At 58.6% G+C, this 21751-nt stretch carries 21 protein-coding genes; 10 read left to right on the plus strand and 11 right to left on the minus strand.

Annotated features, from left to right (window positions below):
• Window positions 1-29: 29 nt before the first annotated feature.
• From HMPREF3148_RS06125 to HMPREF3148_RS06145, 5 genes are all read right to left on the minus strand, one after another.
• On the minus strand, window positions 30-1682 hold the full coding sequence (locus tag HMPREF3148_RS06125; RefSeq protein ID WP_005530262.1) for a solute symporter family protein: 1653 nt from the start codon (window positions 1680-1682) through the stop codon (window positions 30-32).
• Window positions 1683-1684: 2 nt separating this feature from the next.
• Window positions 1685-2029: a DUF485 domain-containing protein gene (locus HMPREF3148_RS06130; protein WP_005530263.1), complete on the minus strand. Its 345-nt coding sequence runs from the start codon at window positions 2027-2029 to the stop codon at window positions 1685-1687.
• A gap of 385 nt (window positions 2030-2414) precedes the next feature.
• Complete coding sequence (locus tag HMPREF3148_RS06135; protein ID WP_049063627.1) at window positions 2415-3263, minus strand: aldo/keto reductase; 849 nt, start codon at window positions 3261-3263, stop codon at window positions 2415-2417.
• Between the two features lie 113 nt (window positions 3264-3376).
• A complete protein-coding gene (locus tag HMPREF3148_RS06140; protein WP_005530265.1) occupies window positions 3377-3733 on the minus strand; it encodes an FKBP-type peptidyl-prolyl cis-trans isomerase in 357 nt (118 codons plus the stop codon).
• 246 nt (window positions 3734-3979) lie between these two features.
• Window positions 3980-5275, minus strand: a complete 1296-nt coding sequence (locus HMPREF3148_RS06145; protein WP_080548627.1) for a citrate synthase — start codon at window positions 5273-5275, stop codon at window positions 3980-3982.
• A gap of 152 nt (window positions 5276-5427) precedes the next feature.
• Between HMPREF3148_RS06145 and serC the strand changes: the two genes are divergently transcribed.
• The 3 genes from serC to HMPREF3148_RS06160 all read left to right on the plus strand — a co-directional run bounded on the left by serC (window position 5428) and on the right by HMPREF3148_RS06160 (window position 8931).
• Window positions 5428-6558, plus strand: coding sequence for a phosphoserine transaminase (gene serC, locus HMPREF3148_RS06150; protein WP_005530267.1), 1131 nt, complete (start codon window positions 5428-5430; stop codon window positions 6556-6558).
• Between the two features lie 236 nt (window positions 6559-6794).
• On the plus strand, window positions 6795-8045 hold the full coding sequence (gene sepH, locus HMPREF3148_RS06155; RefSeq protein ID WP_049166680.1) for a septation protein SepH: 1251 nt from the start codon (window positions 6795-6797) through the stop codon (window positions 8043-8045).
• Window positions 8046-8103: 58 nt separating this feature from the next.
• Window positions 8104-8931, plus strand: a complete 828-nt coding sequence (locus HMPREF3148_RS06160; protein ID WP_005530269.1) for a DUF6928 family protein — start codon at window positions 8104-8106, stop codon at window positions 8929-8931.
• Here the strand turns inward: HMPREF3148_RS06160 and HMPREF3148_RS06165 are convergent.
• From HMPREF3148_RS06165 to HMPREF3148_RS06175, 3 genes are all read right to left on the minus strand, one after another.
• On the minus strand, window positions 8892-9704 hold the full coding sequence (locus tag HMPREF3148_RS06165) for a TrmH family RNA methyltransferase (RefSeq protein ID WP_049166681.1): 813 nt from the start codon (window positions 9702-9704) through the stop codon (window positions 8892-8894). The genes HMPREF3148_RS06160 and HMPREF3148_RS06165 overlap by 40 nt on opposite strands.
• Before the next feature lie 5 nt (window positions 9705-9709).
• Entirely contained in the window at window positions 9710-11113 is a 1404-nt protein-coding gene (locus HMPREF3148_RS06170) for an NCS2 family permease (protein WP_049166682.1), read from the minus strand.
• A 94-nt stretch (window positions 11114-11207) separates the two neighbouring features.
• The gene (locus HMPREF3148_RS06175; protein WP_049159480.1) at window positions 11208-11816 is read right to left on the minus strand and encodes a DUF3027 domain-containing protein; all 609 of its coding nucleotides are present in this window, start codon (window positions 11814-11816) and stop codon (window positions 11208-11210) included.
• An 80-nt stretch (window positions 11817-11896) separates the two neighbouring features.
• Between HMPREF3148_RS06175 and HMPREF3148_RS06180 the strand changes: the two genes are divergently transcribed.
• Both HMPREF3148_RS06180 and HMPREF3148_RS06185 read left to right on the plus strand, forming a co-directional pair.
• The gene (locus tag HMPREF3148_RS06180; protein WP_053085482.1) at window positions 11897-12766 is read left to right on the plus strand and encodes a glutaminyl-peptide cyclotransferase; all 870 of its coding nucleotides are present in this window, start codon (window positions 11897-11899) and stop codon (window positions 12764-12766) included.
• Window positions 12767-12777: 11 nt separating this feature from the next.
• Window positions 12778-13395 (plus strand): DUF2771 domain-containing protein, encoded by a 618-nt coding sequence (locus HMPREF3148_RS06185; protein WP_005530279.1) that lies wholly within the window; start codon window positions 12778-12780, stop codon window positions 13393-13395.
• Between the two features lie 123 nt (window positions 13396-13518).
• On the opposite strand, the gene HMPREF3148_RS06190 is transcribed toward HMPREF3148_RS06185, so the two are convergent.
• Window positions 13519-13899 carry a cold-shock protein gene (locus HMPREF3148_RS06190; RefSeq protein ID WP_005530281.1) on the minus strand — a complete coding sequence of 127 codons (381 nt, stop codon included), beginning with the start codon at window positions 13897-13899 and terminating at the stop codon, window positions 13519-13521.
• A 375-nt stretch (window positions 13900-14274) separates the two neighbouring features.
• Between HMPREF3148_RS06190 and HMPREF3148_RS06195 the strand changes: the two genes are divergently transcribed.
• Window positions 14275-14898 carry a resuscitation-promoting factor Rpf1 domain-containing protein gene (locus HMPREF3148_RS06195; RefSeq protein WP_049159477.1) on the plus strand — a complete coding sequence of 208 codons (624 nt, stop codon included), beginning with the start codon at window positions 14275-14277 and terminating at the stop codon, window positions 14896-14898.
• 123 nt (window positions 14899-15021) lie between these two features.
• Here the strand turns inward: HMPREF3148_RS06195 and HMPREF3148_RS06200 are convergent, their stop codons facing one another.
• Window positions 15022-15207, minus strand: a complete 186-nt coding sequence (locus HMPREF3148_RS06200; RefSeq protein ID WP_005530285.1) for a hypothetical protein — start codon at window positions 15205-15207, stop codon at window positions 15022-15024.
• A gap of 66 nt (window positions 15208-15273) precedes the next feature.
• On the opposite strand from HMPREF3148_RS06200, the gene HMPREF3148_RS06205 reads away from it, so the two are divergent.
• From HMPREF3148_RS06205 to HMPREF3148_RS06220, 4 genes are read left to right on the plus strand one after another with little or no spacing between them, the layout of a single operon-like run.
• Entirely contained in the window at window positions 15274-17373 is a 2100-nt protein-coding gene (locus HMPREF3148_RS06205) for a helicase-associated domain-containing protein (RefSeq protein WP_049159474.1), read from the plus strand.
• A gap of 60 nt (window positions 17374-17433) precedes the next feature.
• A complete protein-coding gene (locus HMPREF3148_RS06210) occupies window positions 17434-19065 on the plus strand; it encodes a DNA repair helicase XPB (RefSeq protein ID WP_070508902.1) in 1632 nt (543 codons plus the stop codon).
• 5 nt (window positions 19066-19070) lie between these two features.
• Entirely contained in the window at window positions 19071-19709 is a 639-nt protein-coding gene (locus tag HMPREF3148_RS06215; RefSeq protein ID WP_049063630.1) for a DUF3239 domain-containing protein, read from the plus strand.
• Window positions 19709-20833 (plus strand): aminotransferase class I/II-fold pyridoxal phosphate-dependent enzyme, encoded by a 1125-nt coding sequence (locus HMPREF3148_RS06220; protein WP_049152353.1) that lies wholly within the window; start codon window positions 19709-19711, stop codon window positions 20831-20833. Before HMPREF3148_RS06215 ends, HMPREF3148_RS06220 begins: the two co-directional genes overlap by 1 nt.
• Here HMPREF3148_RS06220 and HMPREF3148_RS06225 read toward each other — a convergent pair.
• A complete protein-coding gene (locus tag HMPREF3148_RS06225) occupies window positions 20814-21173 on the minus strand; it encodes a DUF2200 domain-containing protein (RefSeq protein WP_049152356.1) in 360 nt (119 codons plus the stop codon). The genes HMPREF3148_RS06220 and HMPREF3148_RS06225 overlap by 20 nt on opposite strands.
• Between the last annotated feature and the right edge of the window lie 578 nt (window positions 21174-21751).

Raw genomic sequence — 21751 nt, forward strand, 5'->3', positions numbered from 1 at the left:
CTAGATAGTACTGCAGTCCCTTGTGTGCTTTAGTGGTCGACTGGCGCCTCAACGCCAACGCCGGTCAGGGAGCGAACTTCCATCTCAGCGGAGAGCTCTTCGAAGTTGTCCGGCGGGGTCATCAGGGAGACAATCCAGCCAGCCAGGAAGGACAGCGGGATGGAGACGATGCCTGGCGAGGACAGCGGGAACAGTGCCCAATCTGCGTTCGGGAACATCGAGGTCTCGGTACCGGATACTGCCGGGGAGAAGAAGATGAGGAGCAAGCAGGAGATAACACCGGTGTACATGGAGGCCACAGCACCTGCGGTGTTGAAGCGGCGCCAGTACAGGGAGTACAGGATGGTCGGCAAGTTTGCAGACGCAGCCACTGCGAAGGCAAGGGAGACCAGGAAGGCGACGTTCTGAGTCATGGCGAGGATGCCCAGGATGATAGACACGATGCCGAGGACCACAACGGTGATCTGGGAGACGCGAACCTGCTCAGCCTCGGTGGACTCGCCGTTACGGATGACGGAGTGGTAGACGTCGTGTGCAATGGACGCGGAAGCGGTGATGGCAAGACCTGCAACGACGGCCAGAACGGTAGCGAAGGCCACTGCGGAGATGACTGCCATGAATACAGAGCCACCCAGCTCCAGCGCCAGCAGCGGTGCCGCGGCGTTTGCGCCGCCCGGTGCGGCGAGGATGCGGTCCGGACCAACCAGTGCAGCAGCGCCGTAGCCCAGGATGAGGGTCATCAGGTAGAAAGCACCGATGATGACGATGGCCCAGGTAACGGAACGACGAGCCTCAGTTGCGGTAGGCACGGTGTAGAAGCGCATCAGAACGTGTGGCAGGCCGCCAACACCGAGGACCAGAGCGATACCCAGGGAGATGAAGTCAAGCTTGGTGGTGAGGGACTTGCCATACTTCAGGCCTGGCTCCATGATCTGGGAGGCCTCGTAGCCCTTCTCCTTGATGTAGTCAGAGCCAGCGTGCATGTCGATAGCGTCAGAGAACAGGGTGCTGAAGCCGCCCTTGATGGCGAAGAAGGTCATGGCGCACATTGCCACGACGCCGGTAACCAGCAGGACAGCCTTGATCATCTGGACGTAGGTGGTGCCCTTCATACCGCCAACGAGAACGTAGACGATCATGAGGATGCCGACGATGCCGACGACGACTGCCTGCCAGGTGAAGTCATGAATGTCCAGCAGAACGGAAACCAGGGAGCCTGCACCGGCCATCTGAGCGATGAGGTAGAACAGAGAAACAAACAGCGTGGAGATAGCCGCAGCCACGCGAACTGGGCGCTGCTTCAGGCGGAAGGACAAAACGTCCGCCATGGTGAAGCGGCCAACGTTACGCATTGGCTCGGCCACGAGCATCAGCGCGACCAGCCAGGCCACGAAGAAGCCTACGGAGTAGAGGAATCCGTCGTAACCGGTCAGCGCCACAGCGCCGACGATGCCGAGGAAGGAAGCCGCGGAGAGGTAGTCACCGGAGATTGCCAGGCCGTTCTGGCGTCCGGAGAAGGAACCACCGCCGGTGTAGAAGTCAGAGGCTTCCTTAGTGGACTTGCCTGCTCGCAGAACCACCCACATGGTGATAACGAGGAAGGCACCGAACACAGCGATGTTGAGTACCGGGTTGCCGGCAGCCGAGTCTGCAGTTTCTGCAGCGAGGTTGTAAGTCAGCATCTTTAGCCCTCCAATGCTTCACGGATAGCGGCCGAACGCGGCTCGATGTTCTTGTTTGCGTATTTAACGTAAATCCAGGTAATCGCGAAGGTGGTCACGAACTGGGCGATACCGAAGACGAGGCCTACGTTCCAGCCGCCGCCGAGCTCGGTGCCCATAAGGTCTGGGGCGAAGACTGCAGCGAGGACGTAGACGACGTACCACACGAAAAAGGCGATGGTCATCGGGAAGGTGAAGTTGCGGTAAGCTCCGCGCAACTCTTTAAACTGCGCACTGTCGCGCATCTCGATGAACTCCTGCGCCGTCGGCTCGCGACGGGTAGGAATCGAGGCAGGTGAGTTACTCATGGCGCTCTCCTTGTGGGTTGTCCTATTTCACAAAATGTCATTCACGAGCGTGACCCTGCCCTCGCGAAACCACCCAGGATTGAAGAGAATCCTTGAATGGACGCGGTGGCATTCATCACGTTTCGTCTGGAAAGTAAGTTACCCAACTCACATTGCAAGGTTGTAAACCTTGCCAAGAAAATTTGAATTCGCAAGACTTAGCCACCCCCTTTAAGCGCCCTTACCTGCAGAGTTAACAATTAGCAAAGTACCCCCAAAATCGAAAGAACTGCACATTGCAAATTTTGTGAATCAAGGTGTGGCAAAGATCGCAGTCCCATAAAAGCAAAAGTGGCAGCGCGAGGCGCTACCACCTCACACTGCCACTGCAGGTCTATCGTGCGCTTTAGCCAGGGAACTCGCGTGGGTCCTTGTACAAGCGTCCGCTACCGTCTCCCCCGACCTCAAGGCCATCGAGGACAGCAATATCATCACGGCTAAGTTCGAGCTCCGCAGCAGCGAGGTTTTCAACCAAACGCTCGCGCTTACGCGACTTAGGGATAACGGAGATTCCCTTGGCCAGCAGGTAGGCAATGGCGACCTGACCTGCCGTTGCCTCATGCTTCGCGGCAACAGCCTTAACGTCAGGGTTGTTGATTACCTCTCCCCTAGCAAGCGGCGACCAAGCCTCGGTGACAATGTCATGTTCGTTGTGGAACTCACGCAGTTCCGGCTGCGTGAAGCCTGGGTGCAGCTCCACCTGGTTGAGGACTGGCACGATGCCAGTCCGGGCGATGAGTTCCTGCAGGGTCTCTTCGTAGAAGTTCGCAACACCAATGGATGCGATCTGCCCCATGCCCTGCAAACGAGCCATCTCTTCGAAGGTCTCTACGTACAGCCCACCTTGCGGCCATGGCCAATGAATAAGGTAGAGGTCCAGGTAATCCAGCTGCAGCTTCTTGAGGGATTCACTGAAGGCCGCATCAACTTTGTTGGCACCGTGGCTATCGTGCCAGACCTTGGAGGTGATGAAGAGCTCGTCGCGCGTGACGTCGCCGGCCCGCATGGCGTCGTTAAGCGCCTGCCCCAGCTCAGCTTCGTTCTCATAGAGGGTCGCGGTGTCAAAGTGACGGTAGCCGAGGTCAATTGCCTCGCGTACGGCGTTGATGCACTCATCGCCGGTCATCTTGTAGGTTCCGAGACCCAGCTGCGGCATCTCGCGGTCATCATTAAAAGGGATAAATGGGACACTCATGTCTCCATTGTGCACGAGATTCCCATGCAATGGGCCAAGAAGGCTTAGGTGATTAGAAAACCCCGCAAGCTATCATCTTGCGATGATGACAGACGGGGTAAAAGAGAACTGTCTTAGGCGCGAATAAGGTCAATAACGAAGACCAAGGTGCGACCAGCGAGTGGGTGCGCACCGCCGGCTGGGCCATAAGCCTTCTCCGGCGGGATGATGAGCTTGCGGCGACCGCCGACCTTCATCCCGGGGATACCTTCCTGCCAGCCGGCGATGAGACCGGTCAGCGGGAACTCGATGGACTGGCCACGACCCCAGGAAGAGTCGAACTCCTGGTTATCCTCGTACGAGACGCCCACGTAGTGAACCTCTACGAAGCCACCCGGCTGTGCCTCTGCGCCATCGCCAACAACGATGTCCTCGATAACCAGCTCAGTCGGGGCCGGCTCAGTATGAGCCTCAATTACGGGCTTATCCATTGGGGAAAATCCTCCTTGGGAAACGTTTGTTTTATAGGTTCGACACCCAACCTTCTTCCCGCCTCACGGTGAGAATCGGGTTAGTCAGAACGATAAAAGCCGAACCACAGTGTTCCCAGTATACGGGTTCAACTGCAATTCGGCTTCATTTGTGCACCCTAGGACGATTTACGGGCCTCGTCGTCTAGCTCAAGCTAGACAGCGCAAGCTCTCAATCGCACTACTAGCGTGCAGAAAGTGGAGTGCTTATGCACGCTCCGCGCGCGGGGTAACCTTGCGCAGGGTCTCACCGGTGTAGATCTGACGCGGACGGTTGATCTTGGTGTTGAATTCCAGCTGCTCACGGTACTGCGCAATCCAGCCTGGGAGACGGCCGATTGCGAACAGTACGGTGAAGAAGTCGGTTGGGAAGCCCATCGCACGGTAGATAAGACCGGTGTAGAAGTCGACGTTCGGGTACAGCTTGCGGGACACGAAGTAATCGTCCTCGAGAGCGATCTTCTCGAGGTCCATTGCCAGATCCAGCATTGGGTCGCCACCGAGGTGCTCGAGAATCTCGTGTGCAGTCTCCTTGACGATGGCAGCACGTGGGTCGTAGTTCTTGTACACGCGGTGGCCGAAGCCCATCAGGCGAACGCCCTTTTCCTTGTTCTTCACGCGGTTCATGAAGTCAGTTGCGTCGCCACCGTTGTTCTTCTGGATATCATCCAGCATCTCCAGAACGGCCTGGTTTGCACCACCGTGCAGAGGGCCGGACAGAGCGTTGATGCCACCAGCAATGGCAACGAAGAGGTTTGCCTGAGCAGAACCAATCATGCGGACGGTGGAAGTGGAGCAGTTCTGCTCGTGGTCAGCGTGCAGGATGAGCAGCTTATCGAGGGCCTTGGAGACAACTGGGTCAACCTCGTACTCCTCAGTTGGGTAACCAAACATCATGCGCAGGAAGTTCTCGCGAGCGTTCAGCTTGTTATCCGGGTACATGTAAGGCTTACCCTGCGATGCACGGTATGCGTATGCAGCCAGCATTGGCACCTTAGCCAGGAGGCGAACGGTAGCCTTATCGAGCTGCTCCTCATCCAGCGGATCGAGCTGGTCCTGGTAGTAGGTGGAAAGAATGTTAACCGAGGAAGCCAGAACGGCCATCGGGTGCGCGTTACGCGGGAAGATGTTGAACTGTGCCTTAAAGTCCTCATCCAGCAAGGTGTGGTGACGGATCTCGTTATTAAACTCGGCCAGCTGCTCCTGGTTTGGCAGCTCACCCTTGATCAAGAGGTAAGAGACCTCGTTGAAGGTGGCGTTGTTTGCCAGGTCAGCGATGTCATAACCGCGGTGGCGAAGAATGCCCTCCTCACCATTGATGAAGGTGATCTTGGACTCGGTGGAACCGGTGGCTGCGTAGCCCGGGTCAAAGGTAACGAGACCCGTCTCATTGCGAAGCTTGCCAATATCAAAACCAGAGTCGCCTTCGGTGGACTGCTTAATGTCCATCTCGTACTCGCCACCTGGGTAGTGGAGAACAACCTTGTTGTCTTCAGAAGCCACTTGTTGATCCTTTCTCAACATTTAACGCCGGATTCATGCCGGCAAGATCCTTTAAATCTCTTCACACTTTATCAAAAGTTGTGACGCTGCCAACATCAGGTATTTTCAACTTCCACCAATAGGCCAATCGAAATTGGGCTACACTATCCCGCATGACCAACACAGAACTCGTCCTGCCTGCAGATCTACTCCCCTCCGACGGCCGTTTTGGATGCGGACCGTCCAAGGTTCGCCCCGCCCAAATTGAGGCAATTTCCAATGCCGCGGAGACCATTATCGGCACTTCTCACCGCCAGCCCGCCGTTAAAAATGTGGTCGGTTCCATCCGCGAAGGCTTGAGCAATTTCTACTCTTTGCCTGACGGTTACGAGATCATTTTATCCCTCGGTGGCGCCACTGCTTTTTGGGACGCAGCAACATTTGGTCTAATCGAGAAGAAGTCCGCCCACCTGACTTATGGCGAGTTCTCTTCAAAGTTTGCCAAGGCAAGTTCTAAAGCCCCATGGCTCGATGAGCCCATCATTAACGATTACCCGGCTGGCACCGCCCCAGATCCTCGTGAGGCCAACTCTGAAGGCGCCGACGTTTTCGCTTGGGCTCACAACGAAACTTCTACCGGCGCCATGGTCAACGTCGTGCGCCCTAATCCGGACAACGCCGATCAGCTAGTCGTCATCGACGCCACCTCCGGAGCAGGCGGCCTGCCAGTGAACATGGCCGATGCTGACGTCTACTACTTCTCCCCGCAGAAATGCTTCGCTTCGGACGGCGGCATCTGGCTCGCTGCAGTCTCCCCTGCCGCACTGGAGCGTATCGAGAAGATCAACGCCTCCGATCGTTTCATCCCGGCCTTCCTCAACCTGCAGACCGCCGTGGATAACTCCCGCAAGAACCAGACCTACAACACCCCGGCAGTCTCTACCTTGCTGATGCTGGAAAACCAGGTTCAGTGGATGAACGAGCAGGGCGGCTTGGACGCGATGGTTGCACGCACCACGCAGTCCTCGAACATCCTCTACAGCTGGGCCGAAAGCCGCAGCGAAGCAACCCCATTCGTTGCTGATCCTGCAGGTCGCTCGCTGGTAGTTGGCACCATCGACTTCGATGATTCGGTCGACGCAGCAGCCGTGGCAAAGACGCTGCGCGCAAATGGAATCTTGGACGTTGAACCGTACCGCAAGTTGGGCCGCAACCAGCTGCGCATCGGAATGTTCCCGGCGATTGACCCGGCGGACGTCGCCAAGCTCACTCAGGCCATCGACTACGTGCTGGACAACCGCTAAATACAGCCTGTACTAGAGCCAACATACCCCGCGTTCCTCCCCGAGCGCGGGGCATTTCTGGGTTAAAGTGGATTCCATCACACGTACTCTTTGGGGTACGCCTGACTGCCTTAATAACAATGCATTGGCCATTGATGTCCGTCCCACAAACCGCTAAGGCTTATGCTTCGGCTTCAATCTAATAACTGTTATGAGGTATCGATCGAATCCGTCGACAAGCAAAAGGAGCGCCCTCAATGCGCGAGCTCTTCCTCGCAAAAAGCGACTCAACCACTACTTCTTTGGTCATGCAGACTGAGGAAGGCGAAGAGTTCTTCCTCGCAGTAACGGATGACCTCCGCGAGATTCTGCACGCTCCACAGCCCGAAGAAGATTCCTGGGGCAGCATTTCCAGCCTTCCTTCCTCCTCTTCCGTAGCCGCAGAGTCGCATCCCGACGACACCGCGGATACCGCTGAGACCGAGTCCGCGGATTCTGCTGATGCAGACTCCACTGCAGGAAGCGCAGCTGGTTCTTCCGATTCCCAGCCCGCTGTTGACATGGGTCGCCCGTCGCTTTCCGCGGCTTCGTCGCACACTTCTGGCGGCTCCTCTCGCGACCACAACGAGTCGCGTCCGCACGCAATTAGCCTGCGCCCCGCAGAGATTCAGACCCGTATCCGCGCTGGTGCCTCCGCAGCCGAGATCGCTGAGGAAATCGGTGCTCCGGAATCCCGCATCGAGCCTTTTGCACACCCTGTCCTATTGGAGCGCGCACGCATCGCCGAGATTGCCAAGCAGGCTCACCCAGTACGCGAAGATGGCCCAGCCAAGCTCACTTTGTGGGAGATTCTGGCCACCGCCTTCGCAGCCCGCGGCCACTCACTTTCTGAAGCTACTTGGGATGCCTACCGCCACCAGGGCGAACCCTGGGTAGTTCGCATCACCTGGAAAGCTGGCTTGTCTGAGAACGAGGCAGAGTGGACCTTCAAGCAGACTATGTCTTCCCCTGCCACAGTTGAGGCACGCAACTCTGTCGCCGCAGATCTCACCGACCCGGACTTCGTGCAGCCGGTTCGCTCCTTGACGTCCGTGGGACGCGGCGAGCGCTACGACAAGGCGATCGACGGCGACACCCCAATCGGAGTCACCAACATCACCAACATCACCGACTTCACCGCGCCGACCGTAGTCTCCACCGCATCTACACCTGACCTAGATTCAGCAGCCGACGCAGACGAAGACACAGCTTCCGAGATCACGCGCGACGACATCCCGGCAGTACCGGATAGCAACAAGGACGCTGGCACCACCGCTGGTTCCGATGCCGATACCAACGCTTCCCATAGCACCGCAAAGTCCGACGATGCCGATGCCGCTGACGAGGATTTCCTACAGAACCCATCAGCCGAGCCCAAGCCAAAGAGCCGTCGCCGCCGCGCTGTGACGCCGCGTTGGGAGGACGTCCTGCTGGGAGTGCGTTCCAACACCAAGCGCCCGCGCGAGTAAGCCGCACGGGAATCGAGTGCTTAAACCTCATCGTTAGAAGTTAAGCGAGTAGTTTGTCGTGAACCATAAACCTGTTCTCACTCTCTGGTACGTCACCGCGGAAGACCCTGCCGCAATCTTGCGCACCGAACCCAAAGCTGACCGCGGCTTTGGGCGAAAGTTTTTGGCACAGCTCAACCCCAAGCTGCCCGTGACCCCCATCGGCCAGTTCCCGCTAAACCGCTCTGCCCAAGCTGGCGATAGCGAGTATTACATCGGCGGATACCCTGGCGTGACTGTGGTGCAGACCGTAATCGAAGAGGACCAGCTGGTGCTCTCCCAGCTTCCGGACAGCCTCCTCAACGCGGTACCTGCCCTGGAAATCTATGCCTTCGCTACTCAAGAAGGCACCGGCTACGCCGGCTTCGCCCACTGGACCGCCGGCAGCCTAAAGCGCTGCCTGTGCGGCACTCGCTTCAACGTCATGGAAGATACGGGCCTACCCGAGCCTTTCGAGGCGCCGTACTGGGCTGGCGAGAAATACGAGCCCGTGGGCGGCATCTCCTTGCCATTTGAGCCACGCGGCATCATGGAGGCAGCGCAATCTTATTGGCTCGGCATCGACGTCAACACCGATGGCCCTGACCTGGACGTGGTGGGCTATGCCACCGACGGGCGCCCAGAACCCAAAGTAGCCAAGCCGCAACACAAGCGCAGCCTTGGCGACCTAGCATCGGCTTCCGTGTCGAAGCTTGGGTTCAATGACTACGACGATTACGAAGACCACGACCTCGAGCCGGAATCCACCGGCGAGGAGATCCTCAAGACTGCCAAGCGTTTGGGTCGCCTCGTGAGCGACTACGTCCGTCAGACCTCGAAGTCGATTCGGGACCGCTGGCGTTCGTAGAACGCAATGGCCGCAGAGGTGGCCACATTCAAAGAATCGGTTCCAGGGGCCATCGGTATGCGGGCACGCACATCGGTGGCCTTCATTGCATGTTCGGTAAGGCCCGGGCCCTCCGCACCGACCAGGAGAGCCACCTTCTCAGCGCCGTGCAGCGCCTGCGCCAGGTGCACCGCCTCCGGGTGAGGGGTCAGCGAAACAAGGCGAAAATTGGCGTCTCGAAGCACCTGCAAGGATCGCTGCCACATGGTGTAACCGCCATCCAGGTGAGCGAAGGGGAGACGCAGAACATGCCCCATGGACACGCGCACGGAACGGCGGTATAGCGGGTCCGCAGCGCCCGATCCTAAGAGCACGGCGTCGACGTCCATTCCCGCCGCATTGCGGAAGATGGCACCGATATTCTCGTGGTCTCCCACCCCTTCGAGCACCACCACTGTCTTCGCAGTGCGCAGGATTTCCTCCAGAGTCGGCTCCGCCGCGCGGTCAGCTGCCGCTACCAAGCCACGGTGCATGTCAAAGCCCGCCACCTGCGCGAGCGTCTCCCTAGTCACCTCATACATAGGGCAGCCTGGATCGCCGTACTCCTCGACGTAAGCGTCGAGCTTGGAACCAAACCCTACGATGCAGAGCAGAGGGAAACGAGACTCCGCGAGACGGGAGACCACGAGGTGACCCTCGGCAATGACTAGACCCTCGCCTGACTTGTCCGACTTATTTAAGTCGCGGACGTCGTCAAGACGAGGGTCTAAAGGGTCAGAAATTACTTCACGCATGCACGCTAGCTTAGCGCGTTAGTAATTGGAGTCATTCCGAAGTAGACAACAAAGAGCGCGGCAATCAGCCACATAATCCAGTGCACCTGCTTTGCCTTACCGGCAAAAGCGGACATCAAAGCGAAGGCGATGAAGCCTACACCGATGCCGTTAGCGATGGAGTAGGTAAACGGCATGACCACGATGGTCAGGAATGCCGGGATGGCGACCTCCATCTTGGTCCACTCGATGTCTTTGAGCTGGCTGGCCATCATCACACCGACGATAACCAGAACCGGGGCGGCAGCCTCGATTGGGACGATTTCGTAGAGCGGGGTCAGGAACATGGCAAGCAAGAAGATGACGCCCGTGGTGATGTTGGCAAGACCGGTCTTGGCACCATCACCGATGCCCGCCGCGGAGTCAGCAAAGACTGTGTTCGAGGAAACCGAACCCAAACCACCGGCAACTGCACCGGCACCCTCCACGACCAGCGCGGTGCGCATGTCCGGAAGATTATCGTTCTCATCGACCAAACCAGCCTGCTTGCCCAGACCGTTCATGGTGCCCATGGCGTCGAAGAAGTTGGTCAGCAACAGGGTAAAGATAAGCAGCACAGTCGCCACAACTCCCAGCTTGGTAAAGGCACCCACCAGGCTGACTTCTCCAACAATGGATAGGTCTGGTGCGCCGCCCAAGGAGCCGGGCATCTCAGGCGTTGCCATGCCCCAATCCTCAGAACCAAAAATAGCCTGCAGAATCATGGCGATGATGGTGGTGATCACGATGCCCAAGAACAGTCCTCCGCGGACCTTGCGGATAACCATGAAGGCACAGATGATAAGACCTACTACGAAGACAAAAGCAGGCCAGGTAGCAATCGAGCCGTTAATGCCCAAGCCCACCGGAACGGTGGTGTGCGCTGCGTCAGGAACACGGGTGACAAAGCCACCGTCCACAAAGCCGATGATGGCGATGAACATGCCGATACCCACGCCCATGGCAGCCTTCATCGAAGCCGGGATGGCATCGAAGACAGCCTGGCGGAAGCCGGAGATGGCCAGCAAGACGATGATGATACCCTCGATGACCACGAGGCCCATGGCTTCTTTCCACTCCAGGCCCTTGGTAGAGACCATGGTGACGGCCACGAAGGTGTTCATGCCCAAGCCCGCAGCCATGGCGAACGGGTAGCGAGCGATGGCACCAAAAGCGATGGTCATGATACCCGCGATCAGCGCGGTAGCTGCGGCCACCTGTGGGACGCCGAGCGTGTGTCCGGCGGAGTCCGGTGCGGTGCCCAGAATCAGCGGGTTGAGGAGGATGATGTAGGCCATCGCGAAGAAGGAGACCACGCCAGCGCGGATCTCAGTCCCCACGGTGGAACCGCGTTCAGAGATTTTGAAATATCGATCGAGAGCTGCGTTCATCGCTTAAGAGAGCCCCTTTACCTAGTGCCAGGAGGATTAAATTTTACTGGCCTAGTCTTACCTTTAGAGCTAAAGAAAGCAAACCATGAATGCGCTAGTAAATAGGTCTTTCGTCATCGAAAGCAATTTCCGTGATGGATCCCTCTTCCCGAACTTTCGTTTCTGAGTGCGCACCACATCCATAGGTGGCGTGCACCACACGACCATCGGCAGAGTATTCATTGGCACACACGCCAAAATTCGGCATCAATTCGAGATAAAACGCGCACGTTTTACACTGCAGCGGAGCCTGCGAAGCCATATCCGTATTAGGGCCAAAGGCTCCGGTGCGCCACCTATTCTTAGCGCGCTCCAGGCCCGCAGCGGAGAGCTTTCCATCAGCTAGGCGGTCGTCGTCAAGCGCGGGCGGCATGAGGTCACCCGGCCCTAGGTCGCCTGGCCGCACGCGGTCGGTGTAAGGAACCCATTCCGGCGCCTGCAGGGCCTGTTGTCCAGGCACCAGCGCAACCTCATTGACCGTGACAAATCGAGATCCCTCTGCACACGCCACGACGGCCTGCCACTCCCACCCTGGGTAGCCGGGCATGTCAGCCTCGAAGCGGTGGGTAGCAACGTTGCGGCCGACTCCGGCGACGCCACGGTGCTTTCCGACGCCGCCCTCGCCTACCTCGTCCACGGCTGCGCGGGCGATGCGTACTGCCATATCGGTGAGAAGAGGGTTCGTTGGCTGATTTTGCTTAGTCACGCACTACATTATCCACGACATCAGGCACAATAACGTGCATGGGTTCTTTCATTACGTCTTTTCCATCCCGCATTACGGCCCTCACAGCAGCGCTCGGCACCGTGGGGGCTCTGGCCGCTTGCTCAAACGATGCACCCGCAAACCCCGATGAAGCAACCAGCGCCTCCCCTGCCTCCAGTGAAAAAGGTGAGGAGGCTGGTGAGGCCGTAGAGCACCTCAAGGTCTCCGTGAAAGAACACACCAAGATGATCCCGAACACGTTTACCCAAGGACTCGAAGTCGACCCAGACGGCAACCTCTTGGTGGGCACTGGACTATACGGCCAGTCCCGATTGATGCGTGTGAAACCCGGCGCGGAAGAAGCCACACAAGAGGTTTCGCTGTCCACCGAATACTTTGGTGAAGGCATCGCGCAGACTTCCGATGCCATCTGGCAATTGACCTGGAAGGCTGGTCAGGCGGTCAAGCGCGACCCGGTGACTCTCGAGGAGGTCGGCCGCGCGACCTACGAAGGTGAGGGCTGGGGACTGTGCGCTTTGGGCGCAGACAAGACGCAGCTCATCATGTCCGATGGCTCCTCGCAGCTGCGCCACCTCGATCCGCAGACCTTCGAGGAAGTAGCACCACGCACCGACGTGACCCTGGAAGGCCAGCCGGTGGAGAAGATCAACGAGCTGGAATGCGTGGACGGCAATGTCTACGCCAACGTCTGGATGAGCGAGGATATTCTGCGCATCGACCCACAGTCTGGCGCGGTTACGGCAGTGATTGATGCCTCCGGGCTCAACGAGAATGGCCCCACATCCATCAATGATGTGCTCAACGGAATCGCCCATATACCTGGGACGAATGAGTACTGGATCACCGGCAAGCGGTGGGTTGATCTGTATCGCGTGACGTTCGAGTAGGATTTTTTGCCATGGCAACCCGTAAGGAAGCAAGGAAGAAGTCACTGCTGCAGCTGTTGGCGCTCATCATCGCGGTGGCAGTAATTGTGGTGTCCGTAGTTCTGTTCCAGAACTGGTGGAACAGCCGCCCCGGCCCGGATCCCAAGGACGTGAAGATTAAGGCCAGCGTGGGCGATCAATCCCTCGAGGTGGCGCCGTACATGGTCTGCGAGATTGGCACGGACTGCCCGGAGGGCGAGACCCCTAACCTCACCGTCGGTGAAAACGACACCCTTCACCTGGAGATCCCCGAAGCGGTCTCAGCAAACGAGTGGCGCATTCTGACAATTTATGATGATCCTGCCGCGAACGATGAGACCATCCACGGCGCTAATGAGACGAGCTCTGTCGACGTCATGGGTTCCGTCGACCCAATTGCCGCTTCCAAGGGCAAACGCCCACGCCTGATGGTCGTTGAAATCTCTGCACTGATGCTGGGCACCGACGCCAAGGGCGAAGAAGCACCGTTTAGCACGGTGTGGTCCCTGTCCACGATGTCCGAGGAAGACCTCGCGGAAGCCACCAAGACCGCTGCTCCTGCAAGCGAATCCACCGCTCCCACAAGCAAGCCCACTGCTGCCAAAAAGTAGCGCCACATAACGCCCCAGCGCACAAAAAAGTGCGGGCCCTTCCTACCCTCAACTATCTCGTCGAGGGGTTTAAGGGAGGGCCCGCACTCTTTGTTGCTGACGTCCTTAGTGTTCCTTATACGCTTAGCTATCGAGGTCCTTGGCAATAGCACGCAGGATCTCTGCGACCTGGCGGCCGGTCTTGCGCTCCGGGTAACGGCCCTGAGCCAGCACTGGCTGGACCTGGGTCTCCAGGAGAGTCATAACATCAGAGAGCATGCTGGATAGTTCTTCTGGCTTGCGGGAAGGAGTACGGCGACGCGGGGAATCCAGAACCTTGACGCGCAAGGCTTGGGGGCCGCGACGGCCGGCTGCGAAGTCGAACTCGATGCGCTGGCCCTGGACCAGTTCATCGACGCCTTCGGGCAGTACGTTACGACCGACGTAGACGTCCTCATCGCCGGGGTTGCTCACAAAGCCGAAGCCCTTGTCAGCATCAAACCACTTAACTTTGCCGATTGGCACGTGCCCTACTCGCTTTCTTTCTCGGGGGCAATAAAGAGATTTATATTAACCCTTTCGACACAACTTTTGAAGTTGCTGCCACATAAACAACACACGTTACACGGGTGATCTAATTCACATTTTCGTCGCGACCTGCGAAAATAGAGCGAGATTTCTGTACCTGCCCGCCATTCCGGGCTGATTACGTGACTATTTCGTTATAAACCGTTACTGTTTGACGCAGGCACTTGGTCGCCAGCGAGGAAGTCTCGCCCCACACACAGTCCGGGCTTACTCGCGGCGGCCGATATTTGTGCACAACGCTTTCAAAAACATTTTATTTGCCGGACTGGGCACAACGTGGGCGCGAGAAATCTAGAGAAGAGGAATACTTTCATGGGACGCCACTCCGCTAAGAACAACTCGTTCGCTACCAAGTTCGCAGCTTCCACCGTCGCTTTCGGTGCAGCTGCCGCCATCATGGCACCGACCGCATCCGCAGCGCCGGATTCTGACTGGGACCGCCTCGCAGGTTGCGAGTCCGGCGGTAACTGGGCAATCAACACCGGCAACGGCTACTACGGCGGCCTGCAGTTCTCCGGCCAGACCTGGTCCGCATTCGGTGGCGGCCAGTACGCACCGACCGCAAACCAGGCAACCCGCGAGCAGCAGATCGCAATTGCAGAGAAGGTCCTCGCATCCCAGGGTTGGGGCGCATGGCCAGCTTGCTCCGCTTCCCTCGGCCTGAACTCCGCTGCTACCCCGCGTAACCTGGACGCAGCTCCTGCTGCTCCGGCAGCCGCACCGACTGCAGTTAAGCAGGCTGCAGCACAGCCATCCGACGAGCTCGCTGTTGATGCTCTCTACGCATTTGTTGAGGACACCGCCGCTAAGTACGGACTGTCCATCCCGGTTGAGTTCGCTAACCAGTACAAGGCAAACCGCCACGACTTCAACGCGTTCTACTCCGCAAACCGCAACTTTATTGACCCGATTGCCCAGCTGGTCGGCAACCTCTAAGAAGTAACACGAAGCGCCAACGCAACGCGTTTCATACAAAGACTCCCTGCCAGTCCTCGTCATTCGAGGTGGCAGGGAGTCTTTTGCGTTTTAGCCTTGTTAGGCACGCGGCTAGTGCTTTGTTTAGCGGTTGATGCGGGTGTATGGGTGCACGTAGTTGAGCTTCTCCGCCGGCATCGGCAGGACAAGATCGTCACCGTATGGGCTGGATGCACCAGCGAACGGCGCGTAGATTTCAGTGATTGCGTGCTCGCGATTTTCGTTCTTCGGCCAAGCCGGGGACACGAAGCCATTCTTCTGATTCGACATAGCCCTTATTATTCCAAACCCCGGCGCAAAAAGTAACTCAATTACCCACTAAACTTGTGTGCCACCATGACCCCTCCTCAGCAGCATCCATCAGCCGCGCTCAATTTCCGCACCTGGCTGGCAGATCTTGACCAAACACAGCTCGCCACGTTGCTCGCCCACCGCAGCGATGTTCTGCATCCACTACCCCCGACTATTGCCCCGTTGGCCACGCGTTTGACTCTGCGCACCTCCCTCACGCTCGCGTTATCGCACTGCGACGCTGCGCTGCTGGCAGCCGCTGAGGACATCGCCGAGCGCGGCGGTGAGCTCGAGGAAGTCGCTGTCACCAAGCCCGCAGCTACGTCCCAGCTGCTCGAGCGGGGTCTTGCCTTCACAACCAGTGCAGACGCCACCAATCCAGATACTGTGGGCCTTGCACCAGGTCTCATGCAGGCCCTTCCCACTGAATGGTCCCTGCTGCACCAAAGCACCACTGCACCCGAGGAAATTGCTGCGCTTCCTGAGGACGAGGCACGCATCCTCCAAACGCTTGTCACTTCCGGCGGAGTGGGCACTACTCGCGACGCCGCTCCTGACGCCGACCCCGCGCGGCCCATCCCGCGCCTGCTCGCCAAAGGAATCCTCACGCGTGTGGACTCCCGTACGGTGCGTCTTCCCCGCGCCGCACGCCGTGCCCTCGAGGGCCGCACCCCCGAACTCATTCCGCTGGAACCCAGCGGCCGAGCCGGCACGCCAAATCCGAATTCTAAGACTAACGACGCCGGTACCGCAGCAGGACTCCAAGTTGTTCGCGAACTAGAGCAGCTTATCGATGCCCTCGGCGCGCACCCCATCGAACTCCTCAAGGACAAAACCGTCGGTGTGCGTCCCCAAGCACACCTGGCCAAGGAGTTGTCCATCACCGAGACCGAGTTACGCCGCTTGGTCTGCCTCGGCTTCGCGGCGCGACTGCTGAGCCGCGGTGAGCCCAAAGGTTTGGAAGGAAACTTCCTCGCGCCAACCCAAGGCGCCCAAGAGTGGCTGGATGCCACGCTTGCGGACAAGTGGAGCGTGCTTATCGACGCCTGGCAGCACTCCACCTGGCAGCCCTGGGAGGAAGGCCGACTGCTCGATCCCGAGTCCTCAAAAGACCGCCTCCCCCGCCATCGCGCAACCGTCATGGATATCTACGCGCACTCCGCCACGCCTCTAAGCAAAGAGGAATTCTGGGAGGATCTGCGTTTCCGCTTCCCGTTGTTTGCCACCCACACCAAGTCCGTCACCATCGACGCCTTGGTCGACGAAGCCGAATGGCTCGGCCTCATCGCGCTCGGGCAAGCCACCCAAGCGCTGTTAGACCCAGCAGCCACCCATTCGCTCACGCCTGACACCGTGGATTACTTCATCATCCAAGGCGACCTCACGGTCTTGGTCCCCGGACCGCTCGAGGCCACCTCTCATCACCGGCTAAGTGATCTAGCGGACCTCGAATCACCGGGGCTGGCCAGCCTGTACCGCATCACGGAGTCAACTCTTCGTCGCGGCCTCGACGTCGGCATGACGGCGGAGGACATCACTGCCTTCTTCGCCGCCCACTCGGAGGTGCCACAAGCCCTCGAGTTCCTCATCAATGATGTCTCCCGCCGACACGGCACGCTGCGCTCCGGCCCCGCACTGGCGTATCTACGCAGCGAGGATCCTGCTTTGCTAGAGATGGCAGTGCGCGTCGTCCCCGAGCTGCGCCTAATCGCTCCCACGGTCGCCATCTCTCAGCTGCGCGTGGGACCTTTGCTAGAAAAGCTACGCGAGCATGGCATGGCGCCTGCCGCCGAGGACGAGAACGGGGCGTCGCTCAGCGTGGCCCTCGAGCCCTACGCCCTGCCCACGCCTGCAGCTCGCAAAGCCGCGAAGCCAAGCGCCGATCCTGTTTCCGTCGCCGCGGCGCTTCTCGCAAGTGGTGAGACAGCACCCGCAGCCGCGGATGAGACCAGCCTGGACATCCTGCATGCCGCGGCCCGTAGCGGCCGCCGGGTCACCATCGTCTATGCGGATAAGAACGGCAACTCAAAGAACAGAACAGTCAAACCTTTGTCCGTGGCAGGCGGCCAGGTGGACGCGGCAGGTTCCGATGGTTCAATGATTCGTTTCCCGCTACACCGCATCACCTCAGTGCACCTTGTCTAAGTTCCCTTCCAAAGTCAGCAAAATATTTTCGAGTCTTAAGTCAAAAAGTAAGGATCCCGTATGCCAGGCCCACTCATCGTGCAGTCAGATAAGACCGTGCTTCTCGAGGTCGATCACGCGGACGCCGCGGCCGCTCGCATCGCGCTCGCTCCCTTCGCGGAGCTCGAGCGCGCGCCTGAGCACGTGCACACCTACCGCATCACTCCCCTGGCTCTCTGGAACGCCCGCGCGGCCGGCCACGATGCCGAGCAGGTTGTCGACGTCCTCGAGCGTTACTCCCGGTTCCCGGTGCCGCAGGCGCTGCTTATTGACGTCGCGGAGACCATGTCACGCTACGGCCGCGTGCGTCTCCACGCCCACCCGGCCCACGGCCTCATCCTGGAATCCGATGAAGTCCCCATCCTCGAGGAGCTCTCCCGCCACAAGAAGGTCAGCGCACTACTCGGCGCCCGCATCGACGATCACACTTTTGCCGTACCGCCCTCCGAGCGCGGACGCCTGAAACAAGAACTGCTCAAGGCCAATTGGCCGGTCGAAGATCTCGCGGGCTACGTCGATGGCGAGTCGCACCCGGTCTCCCTCGTGGAGGAAGGCTGGGCGTTGCGCGACTACCAGTCCTACGCCGCAGATTCTTTCTGGTCCGGCGGTTCCGGCGTCGTCGTCCTACCCTGTGGCGCAGGCAAGACCATCGTGGGCGCGGCCGCCATGGCCAAGACCCAGGCCACCACGCTCATCCTCGTGACCAACACCGTGGCCGGCCGCCAGTGGCGTGACGAGCTGTTGCGGCGAACCTCGCTCACCGAGTCCGAGATCGGCGAGTACTCCGGCGAGAAGAAAGAGATCAAGCCGATTACTATCGCCACCTACCAGGTGGTCACCCGCAAGACCAAGGGCGAATACCGCGCCTTGGAGCTCTTCGACTCCCGTGACTGGGGGCTCATCATCTACGACGAAGTCCACCTGCTGCCTGCCCCGGTGTTCCGTATGACCTCGGACCTCCAGTCCCGCCGTCGCCTCGGGCTCACGGCCACGCTTATCCGCGAGGACGGCATGGAAGGAGACGTCTTCTCGCTCATCGGGCCCAAGCGTTACGACGCCCCGTGGAAGGAGCTGGAGGCCGCCGGCTACATAGCCACCGCAGACTGCATTGAGGTCCGCGTGGACATGGACCCCGAGGAGCGGATGCTCTACGCCACGGCGCAGCCGCGCGAGCGCTACAGAATCGCGGCGTCGTCAAGCGCAAAGCACCGGGCGGTAGACAAGATCCTGGCCCAGCACGCGGGCCAGCAAGCCCTCATCATCGGTGGCTACGTGGATCAGCTCGAGGAGCTGGGCAAGCATCTCGACGCCCCTGTGATTGATGGCAAGACCTCGAACGCCAAGCGCGAGAAGCTCTTCCAGCAATTCCGCGAAGGCGCGCTGCAGATCCTCGTGGTATCCAAGGTGGCTAACTTCTCCATCGATCTGCCAGAGGCCGCCCTTGCCATTCAGGTCTCGGGTACCTTTGGCTCCCGACAGGAAGAGGCCCAGCGCCTCGGACGCCTACTACGCCCCAAGGCTGACGGCAAGGAAGCAACGTTCTATACCCTCGTGACCCGCGATTCCATCGATGCGGAATATGCGCTGCACCGTCAACGATTTTTGGCGGAGCAAGGTTACGCATATCGCCTCGTTGACGAAGTAGACTTGTGATTCTTATGAAGATTTTTAGATTCGAGGTCGATGAGACCTACGCCAAGAAGAACAACGAACTCCTCCGCGATTCTTCGCGCCTGCGCAACTCGGGCCTCATCATGGGCCTGCTGCTCATCGTCGGCGCCGTAGCGGTCTACCTCGGTGTCGCGGCCGCCTGGGGCTTTACCGTGGCTTTGGGCCTTGCGCTGTTTGGAATCCTCGTCGCTGTCGTGGGCGTTGCTGCCGCTAGCAAGGTAGGAAGCGCCCAAAAGCTTTATGATTCCTATCCTTTAGCACCGGCTGTGGTGGCTGAGGTCAACGAGCGAGACATGGTGCTCATGGCGCTGGTGAACACCAACGTCGATCCAAAGCTGCCGCCGCGCTGGGGGGCATGCCTGCGCACCGTGACATCGGTGCCGGGTGTCAAGCGCACGGTAGGCACCAAGATTCCAGTCGCCGCCGTCTCTGGTCAGCGCACCAGCAGCGACAAGGACCACTGGCAGCAGATCAGCCCAATGCCTATTGCGTGGGGTACTCCTGATGCTGAGGTAGTCACCATGGCACGCAAGTCCATCCCGGAAGACCAGTGGCAACGCCTTGACCGTGCTCGCAAGCGCCTCAACGACGTCAAGGCCACCCGTTACGACCTATTGGTGCTGTAATGACTGTTCAACGTCTTCAACAGTTCGGCGAGACTATCTTCGCCACCATGACGCAGCTCGCTGTGGACAATGATGCCGTCAACTTGGGTCAAGGCTTCCCTGACTCCGACGGGCCGGCACGCATGCTGGAGATCGCGCAAGAACAGATTGCCTCGGGCAACAATCAGTACGCACCGTTGCGGGGACGCCCTGAGCTTATCGACGCCTTGGCATACCACTACAGCGTTGCACGCAAAGCCATCGCGGTCACCGCGGGCGCAACGGAAGCCATCACGGCGACCGTGCTGGGACTCGTTGAGCCAGGCCAAGAGATCATTGTGCTGGAGCCTTACTACGACGCATATGCCGCCGCCATTGCGCTTGCCGACGCCACCCGTGTCCCCGTCCCGCTCAAGCCTTCCGGAGGAAGCTGGGACCTCGACGTCGATGCTGTGCGCGCCGCTGTGACGGATAAGACCGCGATGGTGATCGTCAATTCTCCGCATAACCCCACCGGTTCAGTATTTAGCCGCGCAGCACTAGAAGGCCTGCGCGATATCTGCGTGGAGCATGACCTGCTCGTGCTTTCCGACGAGGTCTACGAGGACCTCACCTTCGATGATGCCGAGCACGTTGAGGTACTACGTATTCCCGGTATGGAGACCCGTACCGTGAAGGTTGGTTCTGCTGCCAAATCCTATAATGCGACTGGGTGGAAGACCGGCTGGGCCATTGCCCACCCAGACCTCCTCGATGGCGTCATCAAGGCAAAGCAGTTCATGACCTTTGTATCCACCACTCCGTTCCAGCCGGCCGTGGCTCACGCATTGGTGGAAGAGCGCGAGTGGTTGAGCAATATGGTCGACGAGCTCTCCGAATGCCGCGGCATTCTTGCGCAAGGTTTAAAGGATGCGGGCTTTAAGCTCCACGCCACCCGCGGCACCTACTACTTGGTAGCTGATATCTCTCACACGGGGATGGACGGGATCGAGTTCTGCAAACAACTCCCGGTAACCAAGGGCATTGCGGCTATTCCGCTCACGGCTTTCACGGACAACCCTGAGCCGTGGCGCTACAAGGTACGCTTCGCGTTCTGCAAGCGCCCCGAAGTCATTCGTGAGGCAGTTAAGCGCCTGAACGCTTAATCTTCTCCAAGGCCTTGCCCTTCGCCAGCTCGTCAATCAACTTGTCGAGCTGGCGAATCTTTTGCATCAAAGGGTTTTCAACTTCTTGCACCTTAACACCGCACAAGCTGCCGGTAATCAAGAAACGGTCGGGGTTAAGCGACGGTGCTTCATCAAAGAACTCACGCACGCTTAGCTCTCCCGCCGAGATAATACCCTCTGCATCGTAGCCAGTAAGCCACGAAATAAGCTCATCTACTTCTTCCCTAGTGCGGGACTTCCGCTCCGCCTTAGCGATGTAGGCATTATGAATCTCTTTCCACTCCATGCGGAAGATGCGTGGTTCCTTGGGTTGAGTCATAGGAACTACCGTACAGGCAAACAAGCAGAGAACAGGCACGAAGCGGTTCGCCCGACACCAACCACATGAACGACACGAGCTGCAGAGACTACACTGCCAACACCAAAACCAAGCGGTGCCCAATCCAAAACAAGCATCGAAAGCCCCATTCAAACTAAGAAACGGAAAATACCTGCATTCAGACCATCGAGGCCCTCGAAATAAGCGCTCCGAACATTCTTCGATGGTTCGAATACAGATCCCCTCCTCCTTATCCGCGCGCGAACCAATCTTTAATTCACTGTGTCCTTTAGGCACAGTGATAATTTAAGAAGGAAAACCCTTATTGCTTGCCAGCGCTGCGTCCGCAGCGTCAATGTATTCGAATGCTACCGGGGTGCTATGTGCGGTGAATAAAGCTGCGTTCGACTCATCGAAGCCGCCCGAACTAGCGTCTTTAAGTCTGTTGGATGGTTTGAATGCAGGTTGGTTTCCTTTATCGATTGAGTTTTGATGGAAAACGCAAAAGAGAGGTTCTAAAACAATAGTGTTCTAGAACCTCTCTTTGTGTATTGAGTTGTTTTTGTTGTTTTATGTCG

The sequence above is a fragment of the Corynebacterium sp. HMSC05D08 genome, assembly GCF_001807215.1.
GTDB classification, from domain to species: Bacteria; Actinomycetota; Actinomycetes; order Mycobacteriales; family Mycobacteriaceae; genus Corynebacterium; species Corynebacterium striatum.

What these genes read in the sequence shown, in the direction of transcription:
- HMPREF3148_RS06205 (WP_049159474.1), top strand. Translation starts at nt 15,274, where the DNA reads ATGACCCCTCCTCAGCAGCATCCATCAGCCGCGCTCAATTTCCGCACC.
- HMPREF3148_RS06215 (WP_049063630.1), top strand. Translation starts at nt 19,071, where the DNA reads ATGAAGATTTTTAGATTCGAGGTCGATGAGACCTACGCCAAGAAGAAC.
- HMPREF3148_RS06170 (WP_049166682.1), bottom strand. Translation starts at nt 11,113, where the DNA reads ATGAACGCAGCTCTCGATCGATATTTCAAAATCTCTGAACGCGGTTCC.
- HMPREF3148_RS06180 (WP_053085482.1), top strand. Translation starts at nt 11,897, where the DNA reads ATGGGTTCTTTCATTACGTCTTTTCCATCCCGCATTACGGCCCTCACA.
- sepH (WP_049166680.1), top strand. Translation starts at nt 6,795, where the DNA reads ATGCGCGAGCTCTTCCTCGCAAAAAGCGACTCAACCACTACTTCTTTG.
- HMPREF3148_RS06200 (WP_005530285.1), bottom strand. Translation starts at nt 15,207, where the DNA reads ATGTCGAATCAGAAGAATGGCTTCGTGTCCCCGGCTTGGCCGAAGAAC.
- HMPREF3148_RS06220 (WP_049152353.1), top strand. Translation starts at nt 19,709, where the DNA reads ATGACTGTTCAACGTCTTCAACAGTTCGGCGAGACTATCTTCGCCACC.
- HMPREF3148_RS06165 (WP_049166681.1), bottom strand. Translation starts at nt 9,704, where the DNA reads ATGCGTGAAGTAATTTCTGACCCTTTAGACCCTCGTCTTGACGACGTC.
- HMPREF3148_RS06175 (WP_049159480.1), bottom strand. Translation starts at nt 11,816, where the DNA reads ATGGCAGTACGCATCGCCCGCGCAGCCGTGGACGAGGTAGGCGAGGGC.
- HMPREF3148_RS06130 (WP_005530263.1), bottom strand. Translation starts at nt 2,029, where the DNA reads ATGAGTAACTCACCTGCCTCGATTCCTACCCGTCGCGAGCCGACGGCG.
- HMPREF3148_RS06185 (WP_005530279.1), top strand. Translation starts at nt 12,778, where the DNA reads ATGGCAACCCGTAAGGAAGCAAGGAAGAAGTCACTGCTGCAGCTGTTG.
- serC (WP_005530267.1), top strand. Translation starts at nt 5,428, where the DNA reads ATGACCAACACAGAACTCGTCCTGCCTGCAGATCTACTCCCCTCCGAC.
- HMPREF3148_RS06125 (WP_005530262.1), bottom strand. Translation starts at nt 1,682, where the DNA reads ATGCTGACTTACAACCTCGCTGCAGAAACTGCAGACTCGGCTGCCGGC.
- HMPREF3148_RS06210 (WP_070508902.1), top strand. Translation starts at nt 17,434, where the DNA reads ATGCCAGGCCCACTCATCGTGCAGTCAGATAAGACCGTGCTTCTCGAG.
- HMPREF3148_RS06225 (WP_049152356.1), bottom strand. Translation starts at nt 21,173, where the DNA reads ATGACTCAACCCAAGGAACCACGCATCTTCCGCATGGAGTGGAAAGAG.
- HMPREF3148_RS06140 (WP_005530265.1), bottom strand. Translation starts at nt 3,733, where the DNA reads ATGGATAAGCCCGTAATTGAGGCTCATACTGAGCCGGCCCCGACTGAG.
- HMPREF3148_RS06135 (WP_049063627.1), bottom strand. Translation starts at nt 3,263, where the DNA reads ATGAGTGTCCCATTTATCCCTTTTAATGATGACCGCGAGATGCCGCAG.
- HMPREF3148_RS06195 (WP_049159477.1), top strand. Translation starts at nt 14,275, where the DNA reads ATGGGACGCCACTCCGCTAAGAACAACTCGTTCGCTACCAAGTTCGCA.